The sequence below is a fragment of the Acinetobacter nosocomialis NIPH 2119 genome (genome assembly GCF_000368085.1).
GTDB classification, from domain to species: Bacteria; Pseudomonadota; Gammaproteobacteria; order Pseudomonadales; family Moraxellaceae; genus Acinetobacter; species Acinetobacter nosocomialis.
Genome location: NZ_KB849239.1, coordinates 2,013,447 through 2,036,119, shown reverse-complemented (window position 1 = coordinate 2,036,119; position 22,673 = coordinate 2,013,447). Strand labels below are relative to the sequence as shown.

The window sequence follows — 22,673 nt, the reverse complement described above, 5'->3', positions numbered from 1 at the left end:
TATAAAACCTTTATCATATTTGGAATTATCATATATTTTTAACAATTATATTTGTTTTTGAATGCTGAAATGAGAAGTATACCCATTTACATTGCTTGCTATAGCTACGTTACATAAGTAAGAGGAAGCTGTAAATGCTTTATGTGCAAATTTTTATTTCTCTTTAATTAAAAATTTTTATTTTAATTAAAGAGTTAATTTATATATTTAAAAATATGATTAAGATAATAAATTAAACTTTTAAAATAACACTATCTTAAAATAAGTATGAGTTTAAAAATTATTTTATTAAAAAAATATCCCGCTTTAATTAGCAGGATATTTTGCACCAAAATAAATCAATTTTCATCTGGTGTTGAGGGGAGGTCAGATTTTTCTAATACACGTGTTACCAGTAACTGATCAATTTTAAAATGGTCCACATCGACAACTTCGAATTTATAACCACCGAATTCAACAAAATCTGCGGGGCGAGGAATTTTGCGTAAACGGTACATCATAAATCCGGCTAATGTTTCATAATTTTCTTCATCAGGCATTTCATCAATTTCTAGAGCATGCCTTAGGTCATCAATTGGTGTACTTCCATCAATTAACCAAGAATTATTATCACGTTTAATAATTTGCTGCTCTTCTTCAATTGGGGTAACCCAATCGCCCATAACGGTAATCATAATATCGCTTAAGGTAATAACACCGACCACAAGCGCGTATTCGTTAATTACAACGGCAAATTTTTCTTTTGTTGAGCGGAAGCGATCAAGTAATTCAGAAAGTGTTAAAGTGTCAGGAATAATGAGAACATTGCGAATAGTAGATTCATTTAACTGTGTAGGCGATTGATTATTTAAAATACGAACTAAAAAATCTTTGGCATCTACATAACCAATAACCTGATCAATATTTTCATTACAAACTAAAAATTTAGAATAAGGATATTCTGCTAGTTTTTGTCGAATGCTGTCTTCATGTTCATTTAAAGTAAAATACACAACATTTTCACGCGTTGTCATACTTGACGGCACTGTGCGTTCTTCAAGCTCAAATACATTTTCAATAAAATGATGTTCTTGTTTTTGCAGTACACCTGCTTGAGCACCAGCATCCATAACTGCTGAAATATCATCAAAAGTTATATTGTCTTCACGTGTTGTATTTACTTTAAATAAGCGAAATAACAAATTTGCGATTGCGTTGATGCCCCATGCTAAGGGCTTACAGATTTTAATAAAAATCTGAATAGGATTAATCACGCTAATTGCGATTTTTTCAGGTGCAATCATTGCCAATCGTTTTGGCATGAGATCGGCAAATAAAATAAATAAAGAAGTTACCAAGGTGAAAGATAGGGCAAAACCAATGGTTTGCGTCCACGGACCTTGGTAAAAGCGGTCAACTAAGTTGACAAAGAAAGGACGAAATGCAGCTTCACCCAAGATACCGCCTAAGATTGCGACAGCATTTAGGCCAATTTGGGATGCTGCAAAAAAGTCTGCAGATTGTTCTTGTAAATCAAGTACCTGTTGAGCACGTTCTTCGCCAGCTTCGGCCAAAATTTTTAACTTTACTTTTCTGGCACCAGCTAGAGCAATTTCAGTTAAAGATAAAAAGCCTGCTGCGATGATGAGCAGTACGATGATAATGATATTTTGAAAGAGACTCACAAATCACCCGAGGATCATCATTATTATGACTATGTTTTAACACAAAAAAGCGCTGAGGTAATCAGATTGATTGCTCAGCGCTTAAGATAATGTTTGAAAGAGACAATTAAATTAAAATTTATTTAATAGTGGGAAAATTGTGAATTATTGGTTAGGAATTCACGATTTTCCTCTTCGATCATTTGGCGAGCAACGAATAAGATAAGTTGGCGTAACCAGCGATGAGCTGGATGATGATGTAATAATGGACACCATGCCATCTTGAGTTCGAACTCAGGAATATAAAACGGTGGATCCTTAATGACTAATTTTGGATTTTGTGCTTGCAAACGAGCCATTCGAGTTGGAAGCGTTGCAATCAAATCAACATTTTGAGCAAGTAATGCTGGCATTTGATAGTGGCGCGTAAACACAGAAATTTTACGACGTTGACCAATACGTTCTAATGCCTGATCAATCCAGCCTAGGCCACCTTGTTTGTCAGGGTTTACCCCAAAACCTACACCCATACCAGTTTTAGATACCCAAATATGTTGAGCATCTAAATAGCTTTTTAAGTTTAAATGAGTAACAGCAGGGTGTTTGTCATTTAAAATACAGCTAAAGCTATCACGCCAAACTAAAACTTGGTGGAAGCTTTGTGGAATTTCATTGAAGCGATTAATTGCTAGATCAACTTTACCTTGCTCCATATCTCTATATGACACGTCACTTGGAGTGAGAAAATCGAGTACAACGTTTGGTGCTTCAGAGCGTAGAGCTTTAACAAGACGAGGAACTAGGGTTGCTTCTGCATAGTCAGAAGTCATAATACGGAAAACGCGATTACTGGTATAAGGGCGAAATTCGGTACGCGGTTCCAAAATCATGGAAAGATCAGAAAGGGCATCGCGAATACGTGGTTGTAATTCAAGCGCACGTTCTGTCGGCGTCATCCCTTCAGATGAACGGATCAGGAGAGGGTCATTAAATAAATTACGCAAACGGCGTAAAATATTACTCATGGCAGGTTGAGTAACACCAAGTTGTTCGGCTGCGCGAGTAACATTTTTTTCACGAAGAAGAACATCAAGATATATTAATAGATTAAGATCTACCCGCTCCAGATTCATAAAAAAAATACCGAAAATAAAACCCTAAAATTGTTTCAAATTATGCCATATTTAAAGAACATTGTGTGAAAAAATGATGAGAAAAACGACATTTTTTGTTGAAATTAAGTATGCCTGAAAAGCACCTCAAATGCTCGATTTTGTTATCTTTGATATGTTTTTATATTTGTAGTTATGGAAGAAATATTTTTAATTAATATTTAGTATTGTTATAGCATGTTGATTGACTTTTTTCATTGGCAAAAGTCGCCTAATTTACAATTGACTTTTAACACTAAAAATGAATGGAAAAATCTTAAGAACTGTATAAAAATAAAACTTGGAGAGTTTTTTGATCAAAATACTATACTCCTTTAGGATTATTTTGTTTTTATAAACAAAGTGTTATGTTTTTTAGTTTTACTTATAATATCGATTTATTGGTATATTTTTTAAATAAATACTGAAGATTAACGAAGGATATTGGATTAATTGATTGGCTAAGTCTAAGCTGTGTACATGAAGAAGCAGCTGGTGTCATAAGAAATTTAAGTAACATGACTCTAGGCTTCGATCGATGAAATCCTAAAATGAATACAGGACAATATCATGACTACATATCAAACAGCGATTGATGCAGTACGTGAATTAAAATCAAAATTCGGCAACACTTGGGCAGACATTAGCCCAGAAGATGCTGCTCGTATGCAACTTCAAAACCGTTTCAAAACAGGTTTAGATATTGCTAAGTATACAGCTGCGATTATGCGTCGTGATATGGCTGAATACGATGCTGATTCAAGCAAATATACTCAATCATTAGGTTGCTGGCATGGTTTCATCGCTCAACAAAAAATGATTGCTAACAAAAAATACTTCGGTACTACTAGCAAACGTTATATCTACCTTTCTGGTTGGATGGTTGCTGCACTTCGTTCAGAATTTGGTCCACTTCCTGATCAATCTATGCACGAAAAAACTTCAGTACCTGCTTTAATCGAAGAAATCTACACTTTCTTACGTCAAGCTGATGCAAAAGAATTAAATGACTTGTTCCGTGCTTTAAACAAAGCAAAAGAAGCTGGTGACTCTGCGAAAGTAGCTGAAATCACAGCTCAAATCGACAACTTCGAAACTCACGTTGTGCCAATTATTGCGGACATCGATGCTGGTTTCGGTAACGAAGAAGCAACTTACTTACTTGCTAAGAAAATGATTGAAGCTGGTGCTTGTGCGCTTCAAATCGAAAACCAAGTATCTGATGCAAAACAATGTGGTCACCAAGCTGGTAAAGTAACTGTTCCACATGCTGACTTCATCGCTAAGATCCATGCTCTTCGTTATGCATTCTTAGAATTAGGTGTAGAAGAAGGCGTTATTGTTGCTCGTACTGACTCTGAAGGTGCTGACCTTACTCAAAGCATCCCAGTAGTTAAAGAACCAGGCGATATCGCATCTAAATATATTAGCTACTTAGACACTCAAGAAATTGATATCTCTGAAGCAACTGATGATGAAATCTTAATTAAACGTGATGGCAAGTTACACCGTCCAACTCGTTTAGCTTCTGGTTTATATCAATTCCGTGAAGGCACTCAGATTGACCGTGTTGTACTTGACTGTATCACTAGCCTTCAAAACGGTGCTGACTTACTTTGGATCGAAACTCCGACTCCAAACGTAAAAGAAATTGCTCACATGGTTAACCGTGTTAAAGAAGTAGTTCCAAATGCGAAGCTTGTTTACAACAACAGCCCATCATTCAACTGGACTTTAAACTTCCGTCAACAAGCGTATGACCGTTGGGTTGCTGAAGGTAAAGATGTATCTGCTTACGACCGTGCTAAATTAATGAGCGCTGAGTACGACAACACTGAATTAGCTGCTGATGCTGATGAAAAAATCCGTACTTTCCAAGCAGACGCTGCGCGTGAAGCTGGTGTGTTCCATCACTTGATCACACTTCCTACATACCACACTGCTGCTCTTTCTACTCACGAATTGGCACAAGGTTACTTCGGTGATCAAGGTATGTTAGCTTATGTTGCTGGCGTACAACGTAAAGAAATCCGTGGCGGTATCGCATGTGTGAAACACCAAGCAATGGCTGGTTCAGACATCGGTGATGATCACAAAGAAATCTTCGCTGGTGAAAACGCACTTAAAGCTGGTGATGACTCTAAAAACACAATGAACCAATTCTCAGCTCACTAAGAATTGACTTCATAAAAAACCGCTCAAATGAGCGGTTTTTTTATTTATATTGAAAAATTTATTAGTCTTCTTTTTTCAACACATAATGTTCAGCCAAAGAACCTTCAACTTTTTTACCTTCCATGTCTAATGCAGTAGCAGTATTCTCACCAATAAAGAATTTACGGTTTTGAGCTTTATCATCTAAGGTAATAATAGAAGTGTTGTCTTTATCGAAAGCAAACTTACCGTGTGTTTCAAATGGGTTTGTATCACCTTTACCTAAATAAGTTTCAGTCAACTCATAAGTTTTATCATCTTTTAATTTTAATTCAGTTTTGATGCCTTCACAGTCTGCGCAAGGAAGTGTTCCTTTGTATTTACCATTCCAGTCGAGAGAGTTCTCTGCTGTATGTTCAGTATCTACGGCAACAGCATTACTTGCTTCAGTAGTTTGTACAGGGGTAGATGCATCAGAAGTTGTCTCTGTTTTATTTTCGTGTTTATTACATGCGACAAGAAGAGTGCTCATAAGTGCAATTGCTAATAATGATTTTTTCATAATGACCAAAACCTCAAAATAAAAAATAAAAAGTATTTAAAGCCTAGAAAAAAAGAAAATAAAATAAAAGCGTTACTATGTTGCTTAATTTTATCAAAAGGTAAAGTGAATGCTTATTAGGAACCTTTTAATAGTAATTTTTAAAATTAAGTTGGTGGGTAGAGGTATCCATTCGAGTGATTTAATGGATACCTGTTTTTAATTATGGCTGTGCAGAAACTCCACCTAGAGAGTCGCATGCTGCTTTATAAAGTTCATATTGCTTCTTTACCACTTCATCTAAAGGCATAGCGAATAATTCTTCACCCTCTTTATAACTTTCTACATAAGAGGTCGCTTTATCTTTACTCACGGCTAAAGTTTGTTGGTAATAAGAATTGATAGAGCTTGTAGGCATTTCACTGGTTTCAACATTTTTACATTGAAAATTATTTAATAGTTTTTCTGCACGTTTGAGCTCACTAGATTGGCCAAAAATACACCCAGTTAAAAATACAAAAGGTACTAACACGAAAAAGATTTTCATGGAAAAAATTTATAAGAGCGAGGATGGGCGCTATTGTATAAATAATTCCATGCTTTACTGTGGTTTTATGTTAGACATTGACTATTTTTTAACTCATTAAAATAAAAAAATTGTTTCTAAGTTTGTAATGACCTCTTTTTGTATTTGGTGCATATTTTGCTTATTAAAAAAGCCATTATTAAAAATGAGCCAAAATGAATCGGATTCAGCAATTTTCTCAGACTTCTTTAGCACCATTTTGGTATGCACAATTAGAGCTTGGTTTTAGTTTTAAAAATTCTCGCACCATAATGAGTCATAGGAAACATCATGGCCCTGTTCGGGTGCAAAAAATGCTCTGGCCCGAAAAAACTGGAGTTTGCCACGCTATTATTGTTCATCCACCAGCAGGAATTGCAGGAGGAGATCATCTTACTTTCCAAATTGAAACAGCAGAGCAGGCACATGCAGTTATTACCACACCTGGAGCTGGGAAATGGTATAGAACCAATGGTAAACAGGCTTTTCAGCATATTTATCTGACTGTAAAAAATGACTCTATTTTAGAGTGGATGCCACAAGAAACGATGTTATTTGATGGTGCTGTAGCACATTCGGAAACACATATTCACCTTGAACAAACAGCAAGTTTTATTGGATGGGATATGCTGGTTTTGGGCCGACAGGCTCGAGCTGAGAATTTTGTTCAGGGAAGTTATCACAATCAATTTAAGTTATGGCGTGAGAATAAATTACTAGTTGCCGATACTTTATATTTTGAGGGGGGAGATCGCTGGTTAAGCTCATGTTTAGGAATGAATAATCTGGCTGTAATGGCAAGTTTCTGGGCTGTACCGCCAGCAAAATTCCGTTCTTCATTTTATTTAGAGCAACATATTGAACTCATTCGTGAACTCATTATGCGTATGGATGTGCCTGTGACTTTGACGTTACTAGAAGATGTGCTGTGTGCTCGGTTTTTAGGAAATGATGTGCGACATTGCCATGATGCTTTCGCGGCTATAAGAGCAAGATTAAGACGGTATTGGTTTGATTTAGATGAGGAATTCCCAAGAATTTGGAAAACCTAATTTACGTTAAATTGCGTATTTTAAAAACGATTAAAACAAGTATGCTGCTTTTGAGCACGCATTTTGCTTAAAGAAAACTAGATGCTATTAGGAAAGAGATATGGAACTCAATCCAACAGAAAAAGATAAGTTACTCATTTTTACCGCAGGTTTGGTGGCTGAGCGTCGTAAAGCACGAGGTTTAAAGCTGAATTATCCGGAAGCTGTTGCGTTTATTTCGGCAGCCTTACTTGAAGGTGCTCGAGATGGCATGACGGTGAGTGAACTTATGCACTTTGGAACGACCTTGTTAAAGCGTGAAGATGTTATGGATGGCGTAGCGGAAATGATTGCTGAGGTTCAGGTCGAAGCAACTTTTCCTGACGGTTCGAAATTAGTCACTGTTCATCAGCCAATAGTATAAAAGGAACGCTTATGATCCCCGGTGAAATCATTACTCCAGATGCTGATATTGAACTGAATGTCGGACGAGAAACTTTAAAAGTTGTAGTGGCTAATCTTGGCGACAGGCCTATTCAGGTGGGTTCACATTTTCATTTTTATGAAGCAAACGATGCCTTAGAGTTTGATCGTGAGATAGCAAAGGGTTTTCGCTTAAATATTGCGGCGGGTACTGCGATACGTTTTGAACCGGGACAAAGTCGAGAAGTAGAGCTTGTTGCTTTAGCTGGTAAGCGAGAAGTATATGGTTTTGCAGGCCGAGTCATGGGCAAGTTGGATTAAACATAACAACCATAATGAAAGATATGAGTAAAAAATTATGAAAATGTCGCGTCGTGCATACGCAGAAATGTTTGGTCCAACGGTTGGTGACCGTATTCGTTTGGCTGATACAGAGCTTTTTATTGAAGTTGAGCAAGACTTAACGACATATGGTGAAGAAGTTAAATTTGGTGGCGGAAAAGTTATTCGTGACGGGATGGGACAATCTCAGCTTCTAGCTGATGAAGTTGCCGATACAGTCATAACCAATGCTTTAATTGTAGATTGGTGGGGAATTGTTAAAGCCGATGTGGGCTTAAAAAATGGTCGAATCTGGAAAATAGGGAAAGCTGGAAACCCTGATATTCAACCCGACATTACTATTCCTTTAGGTGCTGCGACAGAAGTAATTGCAGGTGAAGGACAAATTTTAACAGCTGGTGGTATTGATACTCATATTCACTGGATCTGTCCTCAGCAAGTTGAAACCGCGCTGATGTCTGGGACAACGACAATGGTGGGTGGTGGGACAGGACCTGCGGCAGGTACTTCTGCAACGACAGTGACTCCAGGGCCTTGGCATATTGCGACCATGTTGCAGGCGATTGATGATTTACCTATGAATATTGGTCTATTAGGCAAAGGGAATTTGAGTTTACCTGACCCTATTCGTGAACAAATTAAGGCAGGAGTAATTGGGTTAAAATTACATGAAGATTGGGGCTCAACACCAGCAGCAATTGATAACTGTTTGAGCGTTGCAGATGAGTATGATGTACAGGTCGCAATTCACACGGATACTTTAAATGAAGGTGGTTTTTTAGAAGAAACACTAGCGGCATTTAAAGACCGTACGATTCATACGTACCATACCGAAGGTGCGGGCGGCGGGCATGCTCCCGACATTTTAAAAGCAATTGGGCAAAGTAATGTCTTGCCATCTTCGACCAACCCAACACGACCTTATACCATTAATACCATTGACGAGCATTTAGATATGCTCATGGTTTGCCATCATTTAGACCCTGCAATTGCTGAAGATATTGCTTTTGCAGAAAGTCGTATTCGCCGTGAAACCATTGCTGCTGAAGATATTTTACAAGACTTAGGTGCAATTGCCATGATGTCATCAGACTCGCAGGCGATGGGGCGCGTGGGTGAAGTGATTTTACGAACTTGGCAAACTGCCCACAAAATGAAAGTACAACGTGGCCCATTAGAGGGTGACAATGAGTTCCATGATAACAATCGGGTTAAACGCTACATTGCCAAATATACAATTAACCCAGCAATTACCCATGGTTTAAGCCATGAAATCGGTTCGGTTGAAGTCGGAAAACTTGCTGATTTAGTGTTGTGGAAGCCTGCGTTTTTTGGCGTGAAACCTTCCATGATTATTAAAGGTGGCATGATTGCAGCTGCACCGATGGGTGACATTAATGCTTCCATTCCAACCCCTCAACCTGTGCATTACCGTCCAATGTTTGGGGCTTATCCGCGTGGTGTGCATAACACTTGTATTACCTTTTTATCTCAAGCAGCAATTGATGAAAAAGTTGCTGAGAAACTAAATCTGAAAAAGTTAATTAGCCCATGTAAAAATACGCGTTCAATTACCAAAGCTGATATGAAACATAATACATATTGTCCAGTTATGCATGTGCATCCCGAAACTTACGAGGTACGAGCCGATGGTGAATTACTAACGTGTGAGCCTGCTGAAGTGTTACCAATGGCACAGCGTTATTTCTTGTTTTAATGAATTTATAGAGGTGATTTGCCTCACTACCTTATATGTGAAAGAAATAAGTAAGGAGAGAAAAGCTAAATGAAAATTTACACCCAACGTCTTGAAGATATTTCTCCTGATCAGACATTTGAAACGGTTGAGCTAACGTTTGATACCCGTCAGAAATCACGTTTTCGAGCGGCTTTAGCAAGTGGCGTAGATATCGGTGCGGATTTGCCTCGTACTGGCATTTTGCGTAGTGGTTCATATATTGCAACGCAAGAGGGCGATGTATTGCGAGTTGATGCAAAACCTGAACGGTTAATGCAAGTTACTGCTCAGACTGAATTTGATTTGCTTAAAGCGGCCTATCATTTAGGTAACCGACATGTGCCATTAATGCTGACACCAACAGCTTTATATTTTGAGCCTGATCATGTACTTGCTGAAATGGTAGAAGGTTTGGGGCTTACTGTGACAGAAACCGATCATCCGTTCGAGCCTGAAAGTGGTGCCTATGCACAGCATAGCCATGATCATCGTTTAAGCCCAATCAAAGCTTTGCACCATGTCCATTCATAACGCAGCGCAATTACTTCAACTGCTGACACTGTCTTCGACGGCATTGCCAGTTGGAGCGTATTGTTATTCACAAGGTGTAGAAACAGCGATTGATATTGGCTTAATACACGATGAAAGCTCTGCCATTGCTTACTTTGAAGAAGTGCTTGAAATGTTGCTGGTACGCTTTGAGTTACCTGTACTTAAGCGTCTTATGCAACATTATGATGACTCAGACGAGTTCTTGACTTGGGCACATTTGTATAAGGCAAGCCGAGAAAGTAAAGAGTTACTTGCTGAATCTCAACAGCTTGCGTTTTCTTTAAATGCATGGATTAAAGATGTTTTGAAAAAGCCAGTTGAGGTGAAAAAGCACTTTGGTTTTGTACCTGTCTATGCACAGCTTTGCGGTCGTTTAGAGCTTAAAGATATTGATGTACTCACGGCGTATACCTTTACTGTTTTAGAAAATCAGGTTTTAGCGGCCGTAAAAACAGTCCCATTGGGACAAATGGCAGGACAAAGAATTTTGTGGCATTTGCATGGGCGAGTACCACACGCTGTAGAGAAGGCTTTAAAACTTAAAGATGAGCAACTGAGTAGTGCTTTACCTCGCTATGCCATGCTGAGTATGAAACACGAAACACAATATTCACGGTTATTCAGATCTTAAAATTAGGAAATAAAAGGATAAAAATCATGACAGAACGTAGTCCATTACGAGTCGGAATTGGCGGACCAGTCGGTTCAGGTAAAACAGCACTTACGCTTAACTTATGCCGTGCCTTACGTGATAAATACAATATGGCTGTAGTGACAAATGATATTTATACCAAAGAAGACTCAAACTTTTTAACCCGTAATGAAGCGATGTCACCAGATCGTATTGTGGGTGTGGAAACAGGTGGTTGCCCTCATACAGCAATTCGTGAAGATGCCTCAATTAACTTGGCCGCGATTGATGATTTGTGTGAGAAATTTGATGGCTTAGAACTCATTATTATTGAAAGCGGTGGCGATAATTTGGCCGCAACATTTAGCCCTGAGCTTTCTGATTTAACCTTGTATGTTATTGACGTGGCAGGTGGTGAAAAAATTCCTCGTAAAGGAGGTCCGGGTATTACCAAGTCAGATTTACTGATTATTAATAAAACTGACCTTGCACCTATGGTTGGTGCAAATCTTGATGTGATGGACCAAGATGCAAAACGCATGCGTGGTGAAAAACCATTTTTATTTTCAAACATGAAAACACAAGATGGGCTTGAAGAAATTATTCAATTTATTGAGAAGCAAGGGCTGTTTAAAGCTTAAGGAGTAACTATGAATTTCATTAAAAAATGTAGTGTCGGGCTCCTTAGCATGTTACCTGTGTTAGCTATGGCACACCCGGGTCATGATCATGCGCATTCTGGATTTGTAGCAGGTTTTATTCACCCTTTTACTGGTCTCGATCATTTAGTGATGGCTTTAGGTTTTGGGATCTTATTATGGTCAGCAGCTAAACAATGGAAAATTGCCGGTATCATTACTCTAAGTATTGCTTTGATTGTAGGCTTTTTAGTAGGTGCCCAAGGTCTAATACCGGAGAGTATCGCTGAATATGGGATTATTGCTTCTTTGATTGTTACAGCGATTGCATTATGGACAAAATCAAATCGGATATGGCCTATGGCTGCTGCTTTACTCGCAAGTTTTCATGGAGTAGCTCATGGTGTTGAGTTAGCACATGCAGGGCATATTGTTGCATTAGTAACTGGTATGGTTACCAGTATGGCACTTATCTATTGTGCTGGACTTGCATTAGGCGCAGTATTTACACGATATGTACCTTATGGAAAAAAAATTATGGGTACCTGCGCAGCAATTGTAGCAGTCATTGGTTTAAGTTAATTAAAACCTTGCAAAAAAAGGTAGCTTTAAGCTACCTTTTTGAATTTGCAAAATAAAATGTGTGTAGAGAAAATTTTTTATACTTTTTTTACAGTGATCACTATGTTTTATAGTGGATATGTTCAGGCTTATGATTTTTTTCAACCAGAAAGCGATGAATCTGCTTTATTAAATACAGATCAGTTGTTAGATCAATCAGATTTAAACTTGGAACAAAGGCGGTTGGCAATTGAGCATGATGATGAAATTAATAACTATAATGTGCTTAAAAACGAATTTTATTCAAATGAACGTTGGGTAATTTATAATTATACAGCCTATGATACAGGGCAACTTCACAGCAAAAGCATCGCTGGTTTAACGAATCATATTAATATTCAGGATTTATCCATTTCAGTTGGGTATGGAGTTAACTATAGTGTTAATCCAAGACTGAAAATTGGTTATGAATATATTTCGAGTTTTCCTTATGATCGAGGTCAACTCATACGATTTTTTACGATCTATTTATTCTGAAATGCAAAATTAAAATAATCTAATTCAGATAAATAGATCAGTTAAAGTAATTCTTTATAAAGATTCTACATGATTAAATTTTCTGATAAAGACCTGCGTGGACTGTACCAGCTTTAGTGGTTTTAACTTGTTGCCATGTTGCAGGAAGTTGAAGCTGAGATAAATCTCGGTCAGCTTCAACATAAATGTATCCATTCTTTTTAATATGTGAATCTGCCAAGTGAGCGAGCTCTTGCCATAGATCGAGACTATAAGGCGGATCTAAAAAAACTACATCAAATTGTTCTTTTAGGTGCGGTAATGCTTGTTGAGCAGTTGCATTAACTAAATGACAATTTTGCGCTTTTAAAAGCTGGATATTCTCTTTTAAAAATCGTGCTTGAGTCTTATCAGGTTCAATCATATAAACAAATGCGGCACCGCGCGAAAGTGCTTCAAAGCCTAATGCACCAGAACCTGTACAGATGTCGAGAACCTGAGCATTTTGAATGTCCCACATGAGCCAATTAAATAACGTTTCACGGACACGATCTGGGGTTGGTCTTAAACCCTCAATACTGGCAAATGGCAAAACTCGTCTTTTCCATTCGCCCCCAATAATGCGCAACTGATTTTTCATTATTCATCGATCTCATTTGTAGCAGGGCGAGCAGGAGCAGCTTGTGGAGCAGATGTTGCTGCTGCGGTAGTTGTAGCAGCTGCTGGAGTAGAGCTAGCAGTTTCGCCGCCACTTGGAAGCTCGCCCGGTTTAATTCCGGCTGTCATAAGGCCACCATTAACTTGATGGTTGGCTGGACGAATTGGATTTTTATTGCGGGTTAATAACCAGTAATCAAATATTGGCTTAGCAAGTTGAGCTGCGGAACCACCATGACGACCATTTTCCCAAATGACCGCAATAGCAATTTCTGGTTTATCGGCAGGTGCAAACCCAACAAAAAGACCATGGTCAAGTTGGCGTTCACTAAGCGCAGCTTCGTTGTAGCGTTTACCTTGCGCAATACTCTTAACCTGTGCCGTACCTGTTTTTCCGGCAATTTGATAGAGCGATGTACGGATACCACGTCCAGTACCTGATTGAATTACATCAATCATGGCTTCTCGCATTTTTACCCAGTCTTCGTCTGTACCGTTGAAATTAATTTTTCCATCAGGCGCATTACGGACTGTAAAAGGTTTTGCACCATGCGATGCACGTAAAACATGTGGAACTACATGAGAGCCGTGATTCGCTGTAATAGCAGTTGCCATTGCAAGTTGTAATGGAGTTGCAGTAAATGCACCTTGACCAATACTGACGGAAATTGTTTCACCTTTCATCCATTTAGTTTTGCGTGTACGCATTTTCCATTCTGGACTTGGGTATAAACCTTCACTTTCACTTGGTAAGTCGACACCTGTTTTTTGACCAAAGCCAAATTGGCGCATCCATTGGTTCATCTGGTCGATGCCCATTTGATTTGCCAAAATATAAAAATAGGTATCGCAAGACATGATAATGGCTTTGTGCATGTTCACGATGCCATGACCAGTTTTTTTCCAGTCACGGAATTTATGAGAGTCTCCAGGTAAATGGAAGTAGCCCGGATCGGAAATAGCAGTAGACCAGTCCACAATACCATAATGTAAACCGCCCATCGCTTCCATTGGTTTAATGGTCGAACCAGGAGGGTATGCCCCTTGAACAGCACGGTTATAAAGAGGTTGATCGATGTTGTCACGTAGCGAGCTATAATCTTTATGATTAATACCCGTCACAAATAAGTTTGGGTTAAAGCTTGGACTTGAAACCAACGCAAGAATTTCACCTGTACGTGGGTCTATCGCAACAATTGCACCACGGCGTCCAGCAAGTTGCTGTGATGCTACGACTTGTAAACCATAATCTAATGATAAGTACAGGTCATTACCGCGAGTTGGGTCTTTACGTCCTAAATGGCGCAATACATTACTATGAGCATCTGCTTCTACAGATTCATAACCCGGTGTTCCATGAAGTAAATCTTCGTAACTTTTCTCTACGCCGATTTTACCAATCAGGTTTGTTCCAGCGTATAAATCTTTATCAATACTTTTTAATTCTTTATCGTTAATACGGCCCACATATCCAATCACATGAGCAAACAACTCACCATGCGGATAATAGCGCGTCATTTGGGTTTCAATTCTCACCCCAGGGAATTTGTATTTAACTTCACTAAACTTGGCAATATTTGTCTCGGTTAAGTTCAGCTTAATTGCTACGCGTTCAGTTTTACGCGCCGTTTTAATACGGCTTTTAAAGCGGTCTACATCTTCTTGAGTAAGCTCTAGAATTGGTTGTAATTGTTCAATAACCGCATCCGGATCTTCAACATCAGCCTTACTTAATGTTGCGGTAAAAACAGGATAGTTATCTGCTAATAAAACACCATTACGGTCATAAATATAACCACGAGCAGGGGGGAGAGGTTGTAAGCGAATACGGTTTTTATCCGATGCGGTCGAGAACTCATCGTAATGAAAAATTTGTAGATAGGCGTATCGGCTTGCTAATACTAATAGACAAATAATCACAAGACCTACGGCAAAAAATATACGACCTCGATAAATGCGCTTTTCTTGCTGGATATCTTTTAAAGGAAAGTGCTGTTTCATACGGATCGACTTAATGACATAGGATGAGAAAAATAGCTGCTTATTCTAACGCAAGCGCAGTTAAAATATTGCATAATTTTCAAAGTTTCAGTGAAGAAACAAATTGGCTTTTTTGACTTTGTAGACAACAAAATTGTAGAGTCTTGTATATAAGAAGCAAAATAATTCTGTTAAAGTCTCTCATTCAATAGAATAGGGTTGTTCTCACCATACGATTAGGGAAAATGGAGAAAATAATGAGAAAAATTTATCCCTTACTTGCAGTTTTGACAGTAAGTAGTTGGGCTCATGCTCAAGATTATTCATTTCTTCCAGAAGCAAAATTAGCAGATCATAAAGCAGCGACTTGGAATGTAGGCGCAGGTTTTACTCAAAAATTGTTACATCTCAATGGTGAGTGGGTAAATCCTTATGGGATTGCTTATGCAAAAGTTGGTGCATTTTTAAATGGTGATAAAACTGCCGGTGGACAAGTCGGATTTCGCTATCCTTACTACCTTACCGGAACTGATAAGAATGGTTACTATATTGGCTTTTATGCTGGACATCTTGATAGCAAATCTGTAGACGGAGATTATAAATCTCGTTTAGGTGCTGGCGTCGATTTGGCATATGTATTGTTGAATTCAGAAAGGATTAGTACCTTTAGTGTGGGTATTGGAGCAGCTGAAAAATTAACTGATCAAAATGGAGCCGTTGCTGCCAATACAAAACCGCAAATACAATTTTCTTATTCTCTAAGTTTTGGTTTATAAAACAAAGCAGCTTATCGTTAACTCGCCATAAGCAGAGCACAAATAAATACGAGAGTCTTACATGTTAGAGTACGTCAGCGGATTGTGGCAGACCTTTTTACACAGACCTGATTTTTGGGCCGTTTTGAGTATCATTCCGGTCACTGCCTTTGTCACATGGGCACATGTGTGGATGGCTTTAAAAATGGTGTTTTACCCAATCAAGTTTTGGGGATTCCATTTAGGTCCTTTACCAGTCGGCTGGCAAGGTATTGTGCCACGTAAAGCAGGGCGTATCTCAGGAATTATTACCGATAATACTCTATCTAAGTTAGGCTCTTTACGTGAGTTTTTAGAGGCAATGGACCCTGAAGACATGGCACGTATTATTGGTGAACAAGTCGGATTTGAACTTGAGCATTTGATTGATGAAGTGATGATCGATCGTAATGCAGTGCTTTGGGAAAATTTACCTTATTCGATTAAACGCCGTATTTATGCTCAAGCACATAAACAGTTACCAGGTGTGCTAAGAGAATTAGTGACTGAACTGACCATGAATGTCGAGTCACTGGTTGATATGCGTGAAATGGTGGTGAGCCAAATGGAAGGTGACCGCCGTTTAATGGTACGTATGTTTTTAAAAGTTGGGCAAAAAGAAATCAACTTTATTTGGCATATTAGTGCTCTAATCGGGATGTTCTTCGGTATTTTCCAGATGGTTGTCTGGTTTGTTGTACCTTGGCATTGGACGGTACCATTTTGGGCATCTATTTGGGGCTTTTTAACCAACTGGATTGCAATCTGGATGGTATTTAACCCAATTGAGCCACATTACGTTCGTTATCCGCAAATATTTAGATTAACCAAAGATCGCAAGTTCCCTTGGATTGTGCCTGTTTTACGAATCGGTACCTATAATTTCCAAGGTGCTTTCATGAAGCGTCAAGAAGAAGTCTCTGAAGTCTTTTCTAGTGTAGTGACAGAAGACCTAATTACGTTAAAATCGATTATGACAGAAATGATGTACGGTTCACGCAAGGACAAAACACGTCGTATTGTTAAACGTCATATTAACGAAATTATGGAAACACCACTTGTTCGTACATCTTTACAGCTTTCTTTGGGCCCAAGAGAGTACGCAAGATTAAAGACGGACTTGATTGATCGTTCAATTGAAATTACGATGGGACCCGTATGTGACCCTGCACTGAATGCAAGCCGGGCACAGAAGATTTTTCAAATGTTTAAAGAGCGTATTCGTGAACTGACACCAAAAGAGTTTCAGAATTTGTTACGTCCAGCATTCCAAGAGGACGAGTGGATTCTTATTGTACTAGGTGGGGTAACCGGATTTATTGCTGGTACAATACATTTGTTTGTGGCTTTCTTATAATTCGAAGTCGGGCAGGATCTATCAGGATCAACGAAATTAAATCTGCCAGACCTCACATTCATTGTTTTAAATGAGGATGTTTTTTATGCGCATTATCTTACTCGGACCACCTGGGGCAGGCAAAGGTACTCAGGCTCAGTTGATCTGTAAGCGCTACAATATCCCACAAATTTCAACCGGTGATATGCTCCGTGCTGCAATTCGTGAAGGTACTGAATTAGGTTTAAAAGCTAAAAGTGTAATGGAATCTGGCGGTTTAGTTTCAGATGAACTCATTATTGGTTTAGTAAAAGAACGTATTGCTCAACCGGACTGTGTGAATGGTTGTATTTTTGACGGCTTCCCACGCACGATTCCTCAAGCAGAAGCATTGGAAAAAGAAGGCATCAGCATTGATCACGTGATTGAAATTGATGTACCTGACGAAGAAATCGTAAAACGTCTTTCTGGTCGCCGTCAGCACCCAGCTTCTGGCCGTGTTTACCACACTGTATACAATCCACCTAAAGTGGAAGGTAAAGATGACGAAACTGGTGAAGATCTGGTTCAACGTCCAGATGACCAAGAAGAAACCATCCGTAAGCGTCTAGCGTCTTATCATACTGAAACAGAGCAATTAGTTGGTTTCTATCAAGGCCGTGCTGCTTCTGGTGAAAATGCGCCAACTTATGACAAGCTTGATGGCTTGCGCACTATTGAAGATGTACAAAAAGATTTGTTCAACATCTTAGACAAATAATTTAATATTATTTGTGATAAAGAGCCCTCTTTATGAGGGCTCTTTTCTTTCATTGAGTGCGGGAGAACGATATGAAAATCATTTTGATTTTAGTGGTATTGCTGAGTCTGGCACTATTGTTATTTTTACTATATCAAAGTCAAAAAATGTTGCGTCATGTGCAGAAACAACAGGCTTTGGAAAATAAAAAGAACGGACGAGAACGTCAACTACATCCCAAATTGCAGCAGCTTAAAAAACCTCAGGATTAACTGAGGTTTTTTGTTGGAATTGCTTTTGTGGCGCCAAATTCAAAGCGGTCTGGCCAGTTACATACATCAGCAACAACACACTCGAAACATTTCGGTTTACGAGCGATACAGCAATAACGGCCGTGTAATATCAGCCAGTGGTGTGCATCTATAATAAATTCTTTTGGAATTACCTTAACTAAACGGTGTTCAACTTCAAGAACATTTTTACCTACTGCTAATCCAGTACGATTTCCCACACGGAAAATGTGTGTGTCGACAGCCATAGTGGGTTGCCCGAATGCTGTATTTAAAACCACATTGGCTGTTTTACGACCTACACCCGGTAAAGCTTCCAAGTCTTTTCGATTACTTGGAACTTCGCCGTTAAATTGCTCCATTAGAATCTTACAGGTCTTAATAACATTTTCAGCTTTCGCGTTATAAAGGCCGATGGTCTTTATATATTCTTTTAAGCCGTCTACACCTAAGTTATAGATTTTTTCAGCAGTATTGGCGACAGGATAAAGCTTATCTGTTGCTTTGTTTACGCTAACATCGGTTGCTTGTGCCGATAACATGACGGCAATTAATAATTCAAAAGGTGATGAATATTTTAATTCGGTTTCTGGAGAAGGTCTTTGTTCACGAAGGCGTTCAAAGAAAATTTGAATCTGCTTTTTCGTCATGTTTTTGACGGCCATTCAGACCTCCTGTAATTGAATGAGTTGCTGTTGTAGTTCATCAAGTTGAAGACGTTTTTTTGCATCTTCTCGAACACTGAGCTGCTTTTCCAACTTTTTAATTTGTGTGCGAATTTTAGCTAATTCAATCGTAGTTTTTGCATCATTTACAACCGCTTCTTTTGGCTTCTCAATGATTTGAATTGAAGGTAAATCATCAAGTGCTTGGGAAAACTGTGCAAAAAGTTGTGTATCAATTTCAGCGCGTACAACAGGCCCTTTACGATGTATACGACGTTTTTCTTCGCGTTGAATATGCGCGTAGTAACGTTGTCTTAAATCATCTTGCTCTGCAATGCGCTGTTGTTCGTTTGGTAAAGCTTGAGTGTCTTCGACCAGATCAATACAGTCAACTGGGCAGGGTGGAATACATAACTCACAACCTGTACACAAATCAGTCAAGATGGTATGCATGAGCTTACCACTACCAATAATGGCATCTACAGGACAAGCATTAATACATTTTGTACATCCGATACATTCGTCTTCGCGAATAATCGCTTTCATGCGTTGCGGGCGCCCATCGGCTTGTACAGGCCAGACACTTGTTTCAGCAGGTAACGATGAGCGATTTAATAATTTTGCGAGCGCATCTGCCACTGGCTGTCCACCAGGAACACATTTATTTGCTTCTTCACCTTCAGCAATGGACTTTGCGTAAGGTAGACAACCGTCACGGTGTCCACATAAACCACATTGCGTTTGTGGTAATAACGCATCAATCTCGCGTATGAGAGAAATAGATGGATTCATAGAGGAAAATAGCTTGCTTAAAACGATGCGATAATGAAGAAAAACCTAAGTAAGGTCAATGGATTTTAACGAATTTATTGGCTTTTTGATTGACCTAAAATGTAGCTAATATTGCACAATAATAGATCAATAAAACTGAGAAGATAAATGACTATTTCTGATTTTTAGATAGTTTTTCTAAAATTAAGTTTATGATAATTAAGTAAAATAAAATAATTTAAAATAACTATTGTTAAAATTGATGGAAAGAGATTTAATATTTTGCTGCTAAATGATGCATTTTAAAATGTATTGCACCAATTTAATTCATTACTATGCTGAGGACCGTGCATTGAAATATAACAATCTAAATGAATTCCTGAATTACGTGCAAGCGCGTGATCCGCATCAACCTGAGTTTTTACAAGCTGTCGAAGAAGTCATGACAAGTTTGTGGCCATTCATTGAAAAAAATCCGGAATATGCAGAGCAGGGATTGTTAGAGCGTTTGGTTGAACCTGAGCGTGTGATTCAATTTCGTGTTTCATGGATGGATGATCAAGGACAGACTCAAGTAAACCGTGCTTTCCGTGTTCAATACAATTCAGCAATTGGTCCATTCAAGGGGGGTATGCGTTTCCATCCGTCGGTCAACCTATCTATTTTAAAATTTTTAGGATTTGAGCAAACTTTTAAAAACTCACTGACTACTTTGCCGATGGGTGGAGGAAAAGGAGGTTCAGATTTTGACCCTAAAGGTAAATCTGATGCTGAAATTATGAGATTCTGTCAGGCACTCATGATTGAGCTTTACCGTCATTTAGGTCCCAATACCGATATTCCAGCTGGAGATATTGGCGTGGGTGCGCGTGAAGTAGGTTACATGGCTGGCATGATGAAAAAGCTCAGTAATGACACGGCATGTGTATTTACTGGTAAAGGAATTTCATTTGGCGGTAGCTTAATGCGCCCGGAAGCAACAGGTTATGGTACGGTTTATTTTGCAGAAGAAATGCTAAAAACACGTGGGCTATCTTTTGCTGGTAAAACTGTTTCAGTATCTGGTTCTGGTAACGTTGCTCAATATGCTGCGGAAAAGGCAATGTTCTTGGGCGCAAAAGTGGTTACCTTGTCAGACTCGAACGGTACTGTTTATCTAAAAAATGGCTTTACAGATGAGTTGCTTGCTGAGGTCATGGAGCTGAAAAACGTTAAGCGTGGGCGTATTTCGGAGTTTGCTTCTAAGCATGGTTTTGAATATTTTGAAGGTAAAACCCCTTGGCATATTCCTGTAGATATTGCTTTACCATGTGCTACACAAAATGAATTAACAGGCGAAGATGCTAAAACACTTATTGCTAATGGTGTCATTTGTGTAGCTGAAGGCGCTAACATGCCATCTACACTTGAAGCTGTTGAACAATTTATTGAAGCTAAGATTTTATATGCTCCTGGTAAAGCATCTAATGCAGGTGGTGTGGCAACTTCTGGCTTAGAAATGTCCCAAAATGCAATTCGTTTGGGTTGGACACATGCTGAAGTCGATGAACGTTTACATGCAATCATGAAAGACATTCATGCCAATTGTGTAAGATACGGTACAAAAGAAGACGGTACTGTGAACTATGTAGATGGTGCCAATATTGCGGGCTTTGTAAAAGTTGCTGATGCCATGCTTGCACAAGGTATTTATTAAAATATAGAAATAAAAAATCCGATGCTTTTGCATCGGATTTTTTTAGTCTAAAAATTATTTTTTAGGCTTTTTAACCATTTCTTGCTCTACAATCATATCTAACACATCTGCTTGGCTAGATTGATCAGCTGCTGGGTTTTTCACTTCAAAACGTTTTACACGTAAGATTACGCGTTGGTTTGGATTGTGTTCAAAACCTTCGATTTGACCATAATATAATGACCAGTTTTTGTCGGCATAAGTTTTTACGCCTTTGTCATCATATTTAACTTCACGAACTTGCAAGCAAGTTTGTGGCGCAACACCCGTACAAGATTTAGTTTCTGGTGCTACTTCAAGGAAAACAGTTTTACCTTCAGACTGGTATTTTGCTTCAGGTGTCATTTTACCTGTGAAAGTATATTTCTGACCTTGAGCATCAAGGATTGTTAATGTTGGTTGATCAGCATTTGTCGTATTAAGTTCAAATGGAATCGCACGTTTTTGGAACAGGCTGCTAGAGAATTGTTCCTGTTTCATTAAAGCAGGTTCACACGCCATCATTGTCGACATGACATCAGCAGTTACGATGGTATTGTTTTCAACTTTCCAAGTTGTACCTTGACGGTTACAACCTGTTGCGATAGACAAACGGTCGTTTGTGAAGTTAAGAACGATCGGCTTTTTAGTATTTTCAGGTTGGTATGACCATGAATAATCAGTTAAAGCTTGAGTATTAGTTGCTTTTACGCCTTGGAAAATATGCTTTTGACCTGCTTTATCTGTCACGCTTAAGATTACCTGACCATTGCTATTACTAATTTCGATTGGCAATTTTGCTTCACTAAAGATGCTATTAGACAATTGTTCTTGTTTCATTAAATCGTCTTGGCAAGCCATCATTGTCGATGCGAGAGGAGAGGTTACAAGTTGGTTGCCTTCAACTTTCCAAGTACCACCTTGACCATTACAACCTGTGTTAATTGCTAATTTACCATCTGCATTAAAATTAAGAACAAGTGGCTTAGAAGCTTTTACATTTTGATAAGTCCAAGCATATTCACTTAAAGTTGCTGCAAGATTTTGTTGTTGCTCAGATACAATAGGAGCTTGAGTATTTGAAACTGTTTGACACGCCATCAAAGAAAAAGGTAACAACGCAAGAATTAAATATTTAATTTTCATTTAAAAAACTTCAAGTAAAAAAACAACAGCACTAAGCTTAAAACATTCTTAAAAAAATAAAATGTAAACATATGATTGTTTCGGTTTTTAAAATG

24 protein-coding genes are annotated in these 22,673 nt (G+C 38.5%); 15 read left to right on the top strand and 9 right to left on the bottom strand.

The genetic code is table 11. The annotated features are described in order from the left end of the window. Positions 1 to 338: 338 nt before the first annotated feature. Both F984_RS13380 and F984_RS13375 read right to left on the bottom strand, forming a co-directional pair. Entirely contained in the window at positions 339 to 1,664 is a 1,326-nt protein-coding gene (locus tag F984_RS13380) for a polyamine export protein PaeA (protein ID WP_002054376.1), read from the bottom strand. A 122-nt stretch (positions 1,665 to 1,786) separates the two neighbouring features. Further along, positions 1,787 to 2,776 carry a LysR family transcriptional regulator gene (locus F984_RS13375; RefSeq protein ID WP_001047619.1) on the bottom strand — a complete coding sequence of 330 codons (990 nt, stop codon included), beginning with the start codon at positions 2,774 to 2,776 and terminating at the stop codon, positions 1,787 to 1,789. 588 nt (positions 2,777 to 3,364) lie between these two features. On the opposite strand from F984_RS13375, the gene F984_RS13370 reads away from it, so the two are divergent. Beyond that, positions 3,365 to 4,969 (top strand): isocitrate lyase, encoded by a 1,605-nt coding sequence (locus F984_RS13370; protein ID WP_002054455.1) that lies wholly within the window; start codon positions 3,365 to 3,367, stop codon positions 4,967 to 4,969. A 61-nt stretch (positions 4,970 to 5,030) separates the two neighbouring features. Here F984_RS13370 and F984_RS13365 read toward each other — a convergent pair whose 3' ends face one another. Then, positions 5,031 to 5,510 (bottom strand): copper resistance protein NlpE, encoded by a 480-nt coding sequence (locus F984_RS13365; RefSeq protein ID WP_002054321.1) that lies wholly within the window; start codon positions 5,508 to 5,510, stop codon positions 5,031 to 5,033. 202 nt (positions 5,511 to 5,712) lie between these two features. Next, complete coding sequence (locus tag F984_RS13360) at positions 5,713 to 6,036, bottom strand: hypothetical protein (protein WP_004710055.1); 324 nt, start codon at positions 6,034 to 6,036, stop codon at positions 5,713 to 5,715. 194 nt (positions 6,037 to 6,230) lie between these two features. Here F984_RS13360 and F984_RS13355 point away from each other — a divergent pair, with 194 nt between their 5' ends. From F984_RS13355 to F984_RS13315, 9 genes are all read left to right on the top strand, one after another. Further along, a complete protein-coding gene (locus F984_RS13355; protein WP_004710054.1) occupies positions 6,231 to 7,106 on the top strand; it encodes an urease accessory protein UreD in 876 nt (291 codons plus the stop codon). A gap of 100 nt (positions 7,107 to 7,206) precedes the next feature. Then, complete coding sequence (gene ureA / locus F984_RS13350; protein WP_002054385.1) at positions 7,207 to 7,509, top strand: urease subunit gamma; 303 nt, start codon at positions 7,207 to 7,209, stop codon at positions 7,507 to 7,509. 11 nt (positions 7,510 to 7,520) lie between these two features. Continuing rightward, the gene (locus F984_RS13345; RefSeq protein WP_004710053.1) at positions 7,521 to 7,829 is read left to right on the top strand and encodes an urease subunit beta; all 309 of its coding nucleotides are present in this window, start codon (positions 7,521 to 7,523) and stop codon (positions 7,827 to 7,829) included. Between the two features lie 37 nt (positions 7,830 to 7,866). Continuing rightward, positions 7,867 to 9,567 carry an urease subunit alpha gene (ureC, locus tag F984_RS13340; protein WP_004710052.1) on the top strand — a complete coding sequence of 567 codons (1,701 nt, stop codon included), beginning with the start codon at positions 7,867 to 7,869 and terminating at the stop codon, positions 9,565 to 9,567. 69 nt (positions 9,568 to 9,636) lie between these two features. Then, positions 9,637 to 10,119 carry an urease accessory protein UreE gene (gene ureE, locus F984_RS13335; protein WP_002126865.1) on the top strand — a complete coding sequence of 161 codons (483 nt, stop codon included), beginning with the start codon at positions 9,637 to 9,639 and terminating at the stop codon, positions 10,117 to 10,119. Continuing rightward, the gene (locus F984_RS13330; protein ID WP_004710051.1) at positions 10,106 to 10,771 is read left to right on the top strand and encodes an urease accessory protein UreF; all 666 of its coding nucleotides are present in this window, start codon (positions 10,106 to 10,108) and stop codon (positions 10,769 to 10,771) included. Before ureE ends, F984_RS13330 begins: the two co-directional genes overlap by 14 nt. 26 nt (positions 10,772 to 10,797) lie before the next feature. Beyond that, complete coding sequence (gene ureG, locus F984_RS13325; protein WP_000140200.1) at positions 10,798 to 11,412, top strand: urease accessory protein UreG; 615 nt, start codon at positions 10,798 to 10,800, stop codon at positions 11,410 to 11,412. A 9-nt stretch (positions 11,413 to 11,421) separates the two neighbouring features. Next, positions 11,422 to 11,991 (top strand): HupE/UreJ family protein, encoded by a 570-nt coding sequence (locus F984_RS13320; protein ID WP_004710050.1) that lies wholly within the window; start codon positions 11,422 to 11,424, stop codon positions 11,989 to 11,991. Positions 11,992 to 12,048: 57 nt separating this feature from the next. Next, the gene (locus F984_RS13315; RefSeq protein ID WP_004710049.1) at positions 12,049 to 12,507 is read left to right on the top strand and encodes a hypothetical protein; all 459 of its coding nucleotides are present in this window, start codon (positions 12,049 to 12,051) and stop codon (positions 12,505 to 12,507) included. 73 nt (positions 12,508 to 12,580) lie between these two features. Here the strand turns inward: F984_RS13315 and rsmD are convergent, their stop codons facing one another. Both rsmD and mrdA read right to left on the bottom strand, forming a co-directional pair. Further along, positions 12,581 to 13,126, bottom strand: coding sequence for a 16S rRNA (guanine(966)-N(2))-methyltransferase RsmD (gene rsmD / locus F984_RS13310; protein WP_004710047.1), 546 nt, complete (start codon positions 13,124 to 13,126; stop codon positions 12,581 to 12,583). Continuing rightward, entirely contained in the window at positions 13,126 to 15,144 is a 2,019-nt protein-coding gene (gene mrdA / locus F984_RS13305) for a penicillin-binding protein 2 (protein WP_002054406.1), read from the bottom strand. Before mrdA ends, rsmD begins: the two co-directional genes overlap by 1 nt. Positions 15,145 to 15,380: 236 nt before the next feature. Here mrdA and F984_RS13300 point away from each other — a divergent pair, with 236 nt between their 5' ends. The 4 genes from F984_RS13300 to F984_RS13285 all read left to right on the top strand — a co-directional run bounded on the left by F984_RS13300 (position 15,381) and on the right by F984_RS13285 (position 18,264). Continuing rightward, positions 15,381 to 15,899, top strand: a complete 519-nt coding sequence (locus tag F984_RS13300) for a hypothetical protein (protein ID WP_002054381.1) — start codon at positions 15,381 to 15,383, stop codon at positions 15,897 to 15,899. Positions 15,900 to 15,960: 61 nt separating this feature from the next. Then, positions 15,961 to 17,274, top strand: a complete 1,314-nt coding sequence (locus tag F984_RS13295) for a DUF445 domain-containing protein (RefSeq protein WP_004710044.1) — start codon at positions 15,961 to 15,963, stop codon at positions 17,272 to 17,274. A gap of 85 nt (positions 17,275 to 17,359) precedes the next feature. Further along, positions 17,360 to 18,013 (top strand): adenylate kinase, encoded by a 654-nt coding sequence (adk, locus tag F984_RS13290; protein ID WP_002054405.1) that lies wholly within the window; start codon positions 17,360 to 17,362, stop codon positions 18,011 to 18,013. 71 nt (positions 18,014 to 18,084) lie between these two features. Then, positions 18,085 to 18,264 (top strand): hypothetical protein, encoded by a 180-nt coding sequence (locus tag F984_RS13285; RefSeq protein WP_002054380.1) that lies wholly within the window; start codon positions 18,085 to 18,087, stop codon positions 18,262 to 18,264. Here F984_RS13285 and nth read toward each other — a convergent pair. Continuing rightward, positions 18,261 to 18,947: an endonuclease III gene (nth, locus tag F984_RS13280; RefSeq protein WP_002054431.1), complete on the bottom strand. Its 687-nt coding sequence runs from the start codon at positions 18,945 to 18,947 to the stop codon at positions 18,261 to 18,263. The genes F984_RS13285 and nth overlap by 4 nt on opposite strands. After that, the gene (locus tag F984_RS13275; RefSeq protein ID WP_002054379.1) at positions 18,948 to 19,739 is read right to left on the bottom strand and encodes an RnfABCDGE type electron transport complex subunit B; all 792 of its coding nucleotides are present in this window, start codon (positions 19,737 to 19,739) and stop codon (positions 18,948 to 18,950) included. Between the two features lie 271 nt (positions 19,740 to 20,010). Here F984_RS13275 and gdhA point away from each other — a divergent pair, with 271 nt between their 5' ends. Then, positions 20,011 to 21,414, top strand: coding sequence for an NADP-specific glutamate dehydrogenase (gdhA, locus tag F984_RS13270; RefSeq protein WP_004710040.1), 1,404 nt, complete (start codon positions 20,011 to 20,013; stop codon positions 21,412 to 21,414). Between the two features lie 54 nt (positions 21,415 to 21,468). On the opposite strand, the gene F984_RS13265 is transcribed toward gdhA, so the two are convergent. Continuing rightward, the gene (locus F984_RS13265; RefSeq protein WP_002054437.1) at positions 21,469 to 22,578 is read right to left on the bottom strand and encodes an META and DUF4377 domain-containing protein; all 1,110 of its coding nucleotides are present in this window, start codon (positions 22,576 to 22,578) and stop codon (positions 21,469 to 21,471) included. Between the last annotated feature and the right edge of the window lie 95 nt (positions 22,579 to 22,673).

Excerpts from the sequence above, each read along its gene's own strand:
- adk (WP_002054405.1), top strand. The coding sequence starts at position 17,360 with ATGCGCATTATCTTACTCGGACCACCTGGGGCAGGCAAAGGTACTCAG.
- F984_RS13285 (WP_002054380.1), top strand. The coding sequence starts at position 18,085 with ATGAAAATCATTTTGATTTTAGTGGTATTGCTGAGTCTGGCACTATTG.
- ureC (WP_004710052.1), top strand. The coding sequence starts at position 7,867 with ATGAAAATGTCGCGTCGTGCATACGCAGAAATGTTTGGTCCAACGGTT.
- rsmD (WP_004710047.1), bottom strand. The coding sequence starts at position 13,126 with ATGAAAAATCAGTTGCGCATTATTGGGGGCGAATGGAAAAGACGAGTT.
- ureE (WP_002126865.1), top strand. The coding sequence starts at position 9,637 with ATGAAAATTTACACCCAACGTCTTGAAGATATTTCTCCTGATCAGACA.
- F984_RS13360 (WP_004710055.1), bottom strand. The coding sequence starts at position 6,036 with ATGAAAATCTTTTTCGTGTTAGTACCTTTTGTATTTTTAACTGGGTGT.
- F984_RS13355 (WP_004710054.1), top strand. The coding sequence starts at position 6,231 with ATGAATCGGATTCAGCAATTTTCTCAGACTTCTTTAGCACCATTTTGG.
- F984_RS13375 (WP_001047619.1), bottom strand. The coding sequence starts at position 2,776 with ATGAATCTGGAGCGGGTAGATCTTAATCTATTAATATATCTTGATGTT.
- F984_RS13315 (WP_004710049.1), top strand. The coding sequence starts at position 12,049 with ATGTGTGTAGAGAAAATTTTTTATACTTTTTTTACAGTGATCACTATG.
- F984_RS13300 (WP_002054381.1), top strand. The coding sequence starts at position 15,381 with ATGAGAAAAATTTATCCCTTACTTGCAGTTTTGACAGTAAGTAGTTGG.
- ureA (WP_002054385.1), top strand. The coding sequence starts at position 7,207 with ATGGAACTCAATCCAACAGAAAAAGATAAGTTACTCATTTTTACCGCA.
- ureG (WP_000140200.1), top strand. The coding sequence starts at position 10,798 with ATGACAGAACGTAGTCCATTACGAGTCGGAATTGGCGGACCAGTCGGT.
- mrdA (WP_002054406.1), bottom strand. The coding sequence starts at position 15,144 with ATGAAACAGCACTTTCCTTTAAAAGATATCCAGCAAGAAAAGCGCATT.
- F984_RS13365 (WP_002054321.1), bottom strand. The coding sequence starts at position 5,510 with ATGAAAAAATCATTATTAGCAATTGCACTTATGAGCACTCTTCTTGTC.
- F984_RS13345 (WP_004710053.1), top strand. The coding sequence starts at position 7,521 with ATGATCCCCGGTGAAATCATTACTCCAGATGCTGATATTGAACTGAAT.
- F984_RS13295 (WP_004710044.1), top strand. The coding sequence starts at position 15,961 with ATGTTAGAGTACGTCAGCGGATTGTGGCAGACCTTTTTACACAGACCT.
- F984_RS13370 (WP_002054455.1), top strand. The coding sequence starts at position 3,365 with ATGACTACATATCAAACAGCGATTGATGCAGTACGTGAATTAAAATCA.
- F984_RS13275 (WP_002054379.1), bottom strand. The coding sequence starts at position 19,739 with ATGAATCCATCTATTTCTCTCATACGCGAGATTGATGCGTTATTACCA.
- F984_RS13320 (WP_004710050.1), top strand. The coding sequence starts at position 11,422 with ATGAATTTCATTAAAAAATGTAGTGTCGGGCTCCTTAGCATGTTACCT.
- F984_RS13330 (WP_004710051.1), top strand. The coding sequence starts at position 10,106 with ATGTCCATTCATAACGCAGCGCAATTACTTCAACTGCTGACACTGTCT.
- F984_RS13265 (WP_002054437.1), bottom strand. The coding sequence starts at position 22,578 with ATGAAAATTAAATATTTAATTCTTGCGTTGTTACCTTTTTCTTTGATG.
- nth (WP_002054431.1), bottom strand. The coding sequence starts at position 18,947 with ATGGCCGTCAAAAACATGACGAAAAAGCAGATTCAAATTTTCTTTGAA.
- gdhA (WP_004710040.1), top strand. The coding sequence starts at position 20,011 with ATGATGCATTTTAAAATGTATTGCACCAATTTAATTCATTACTATGCT.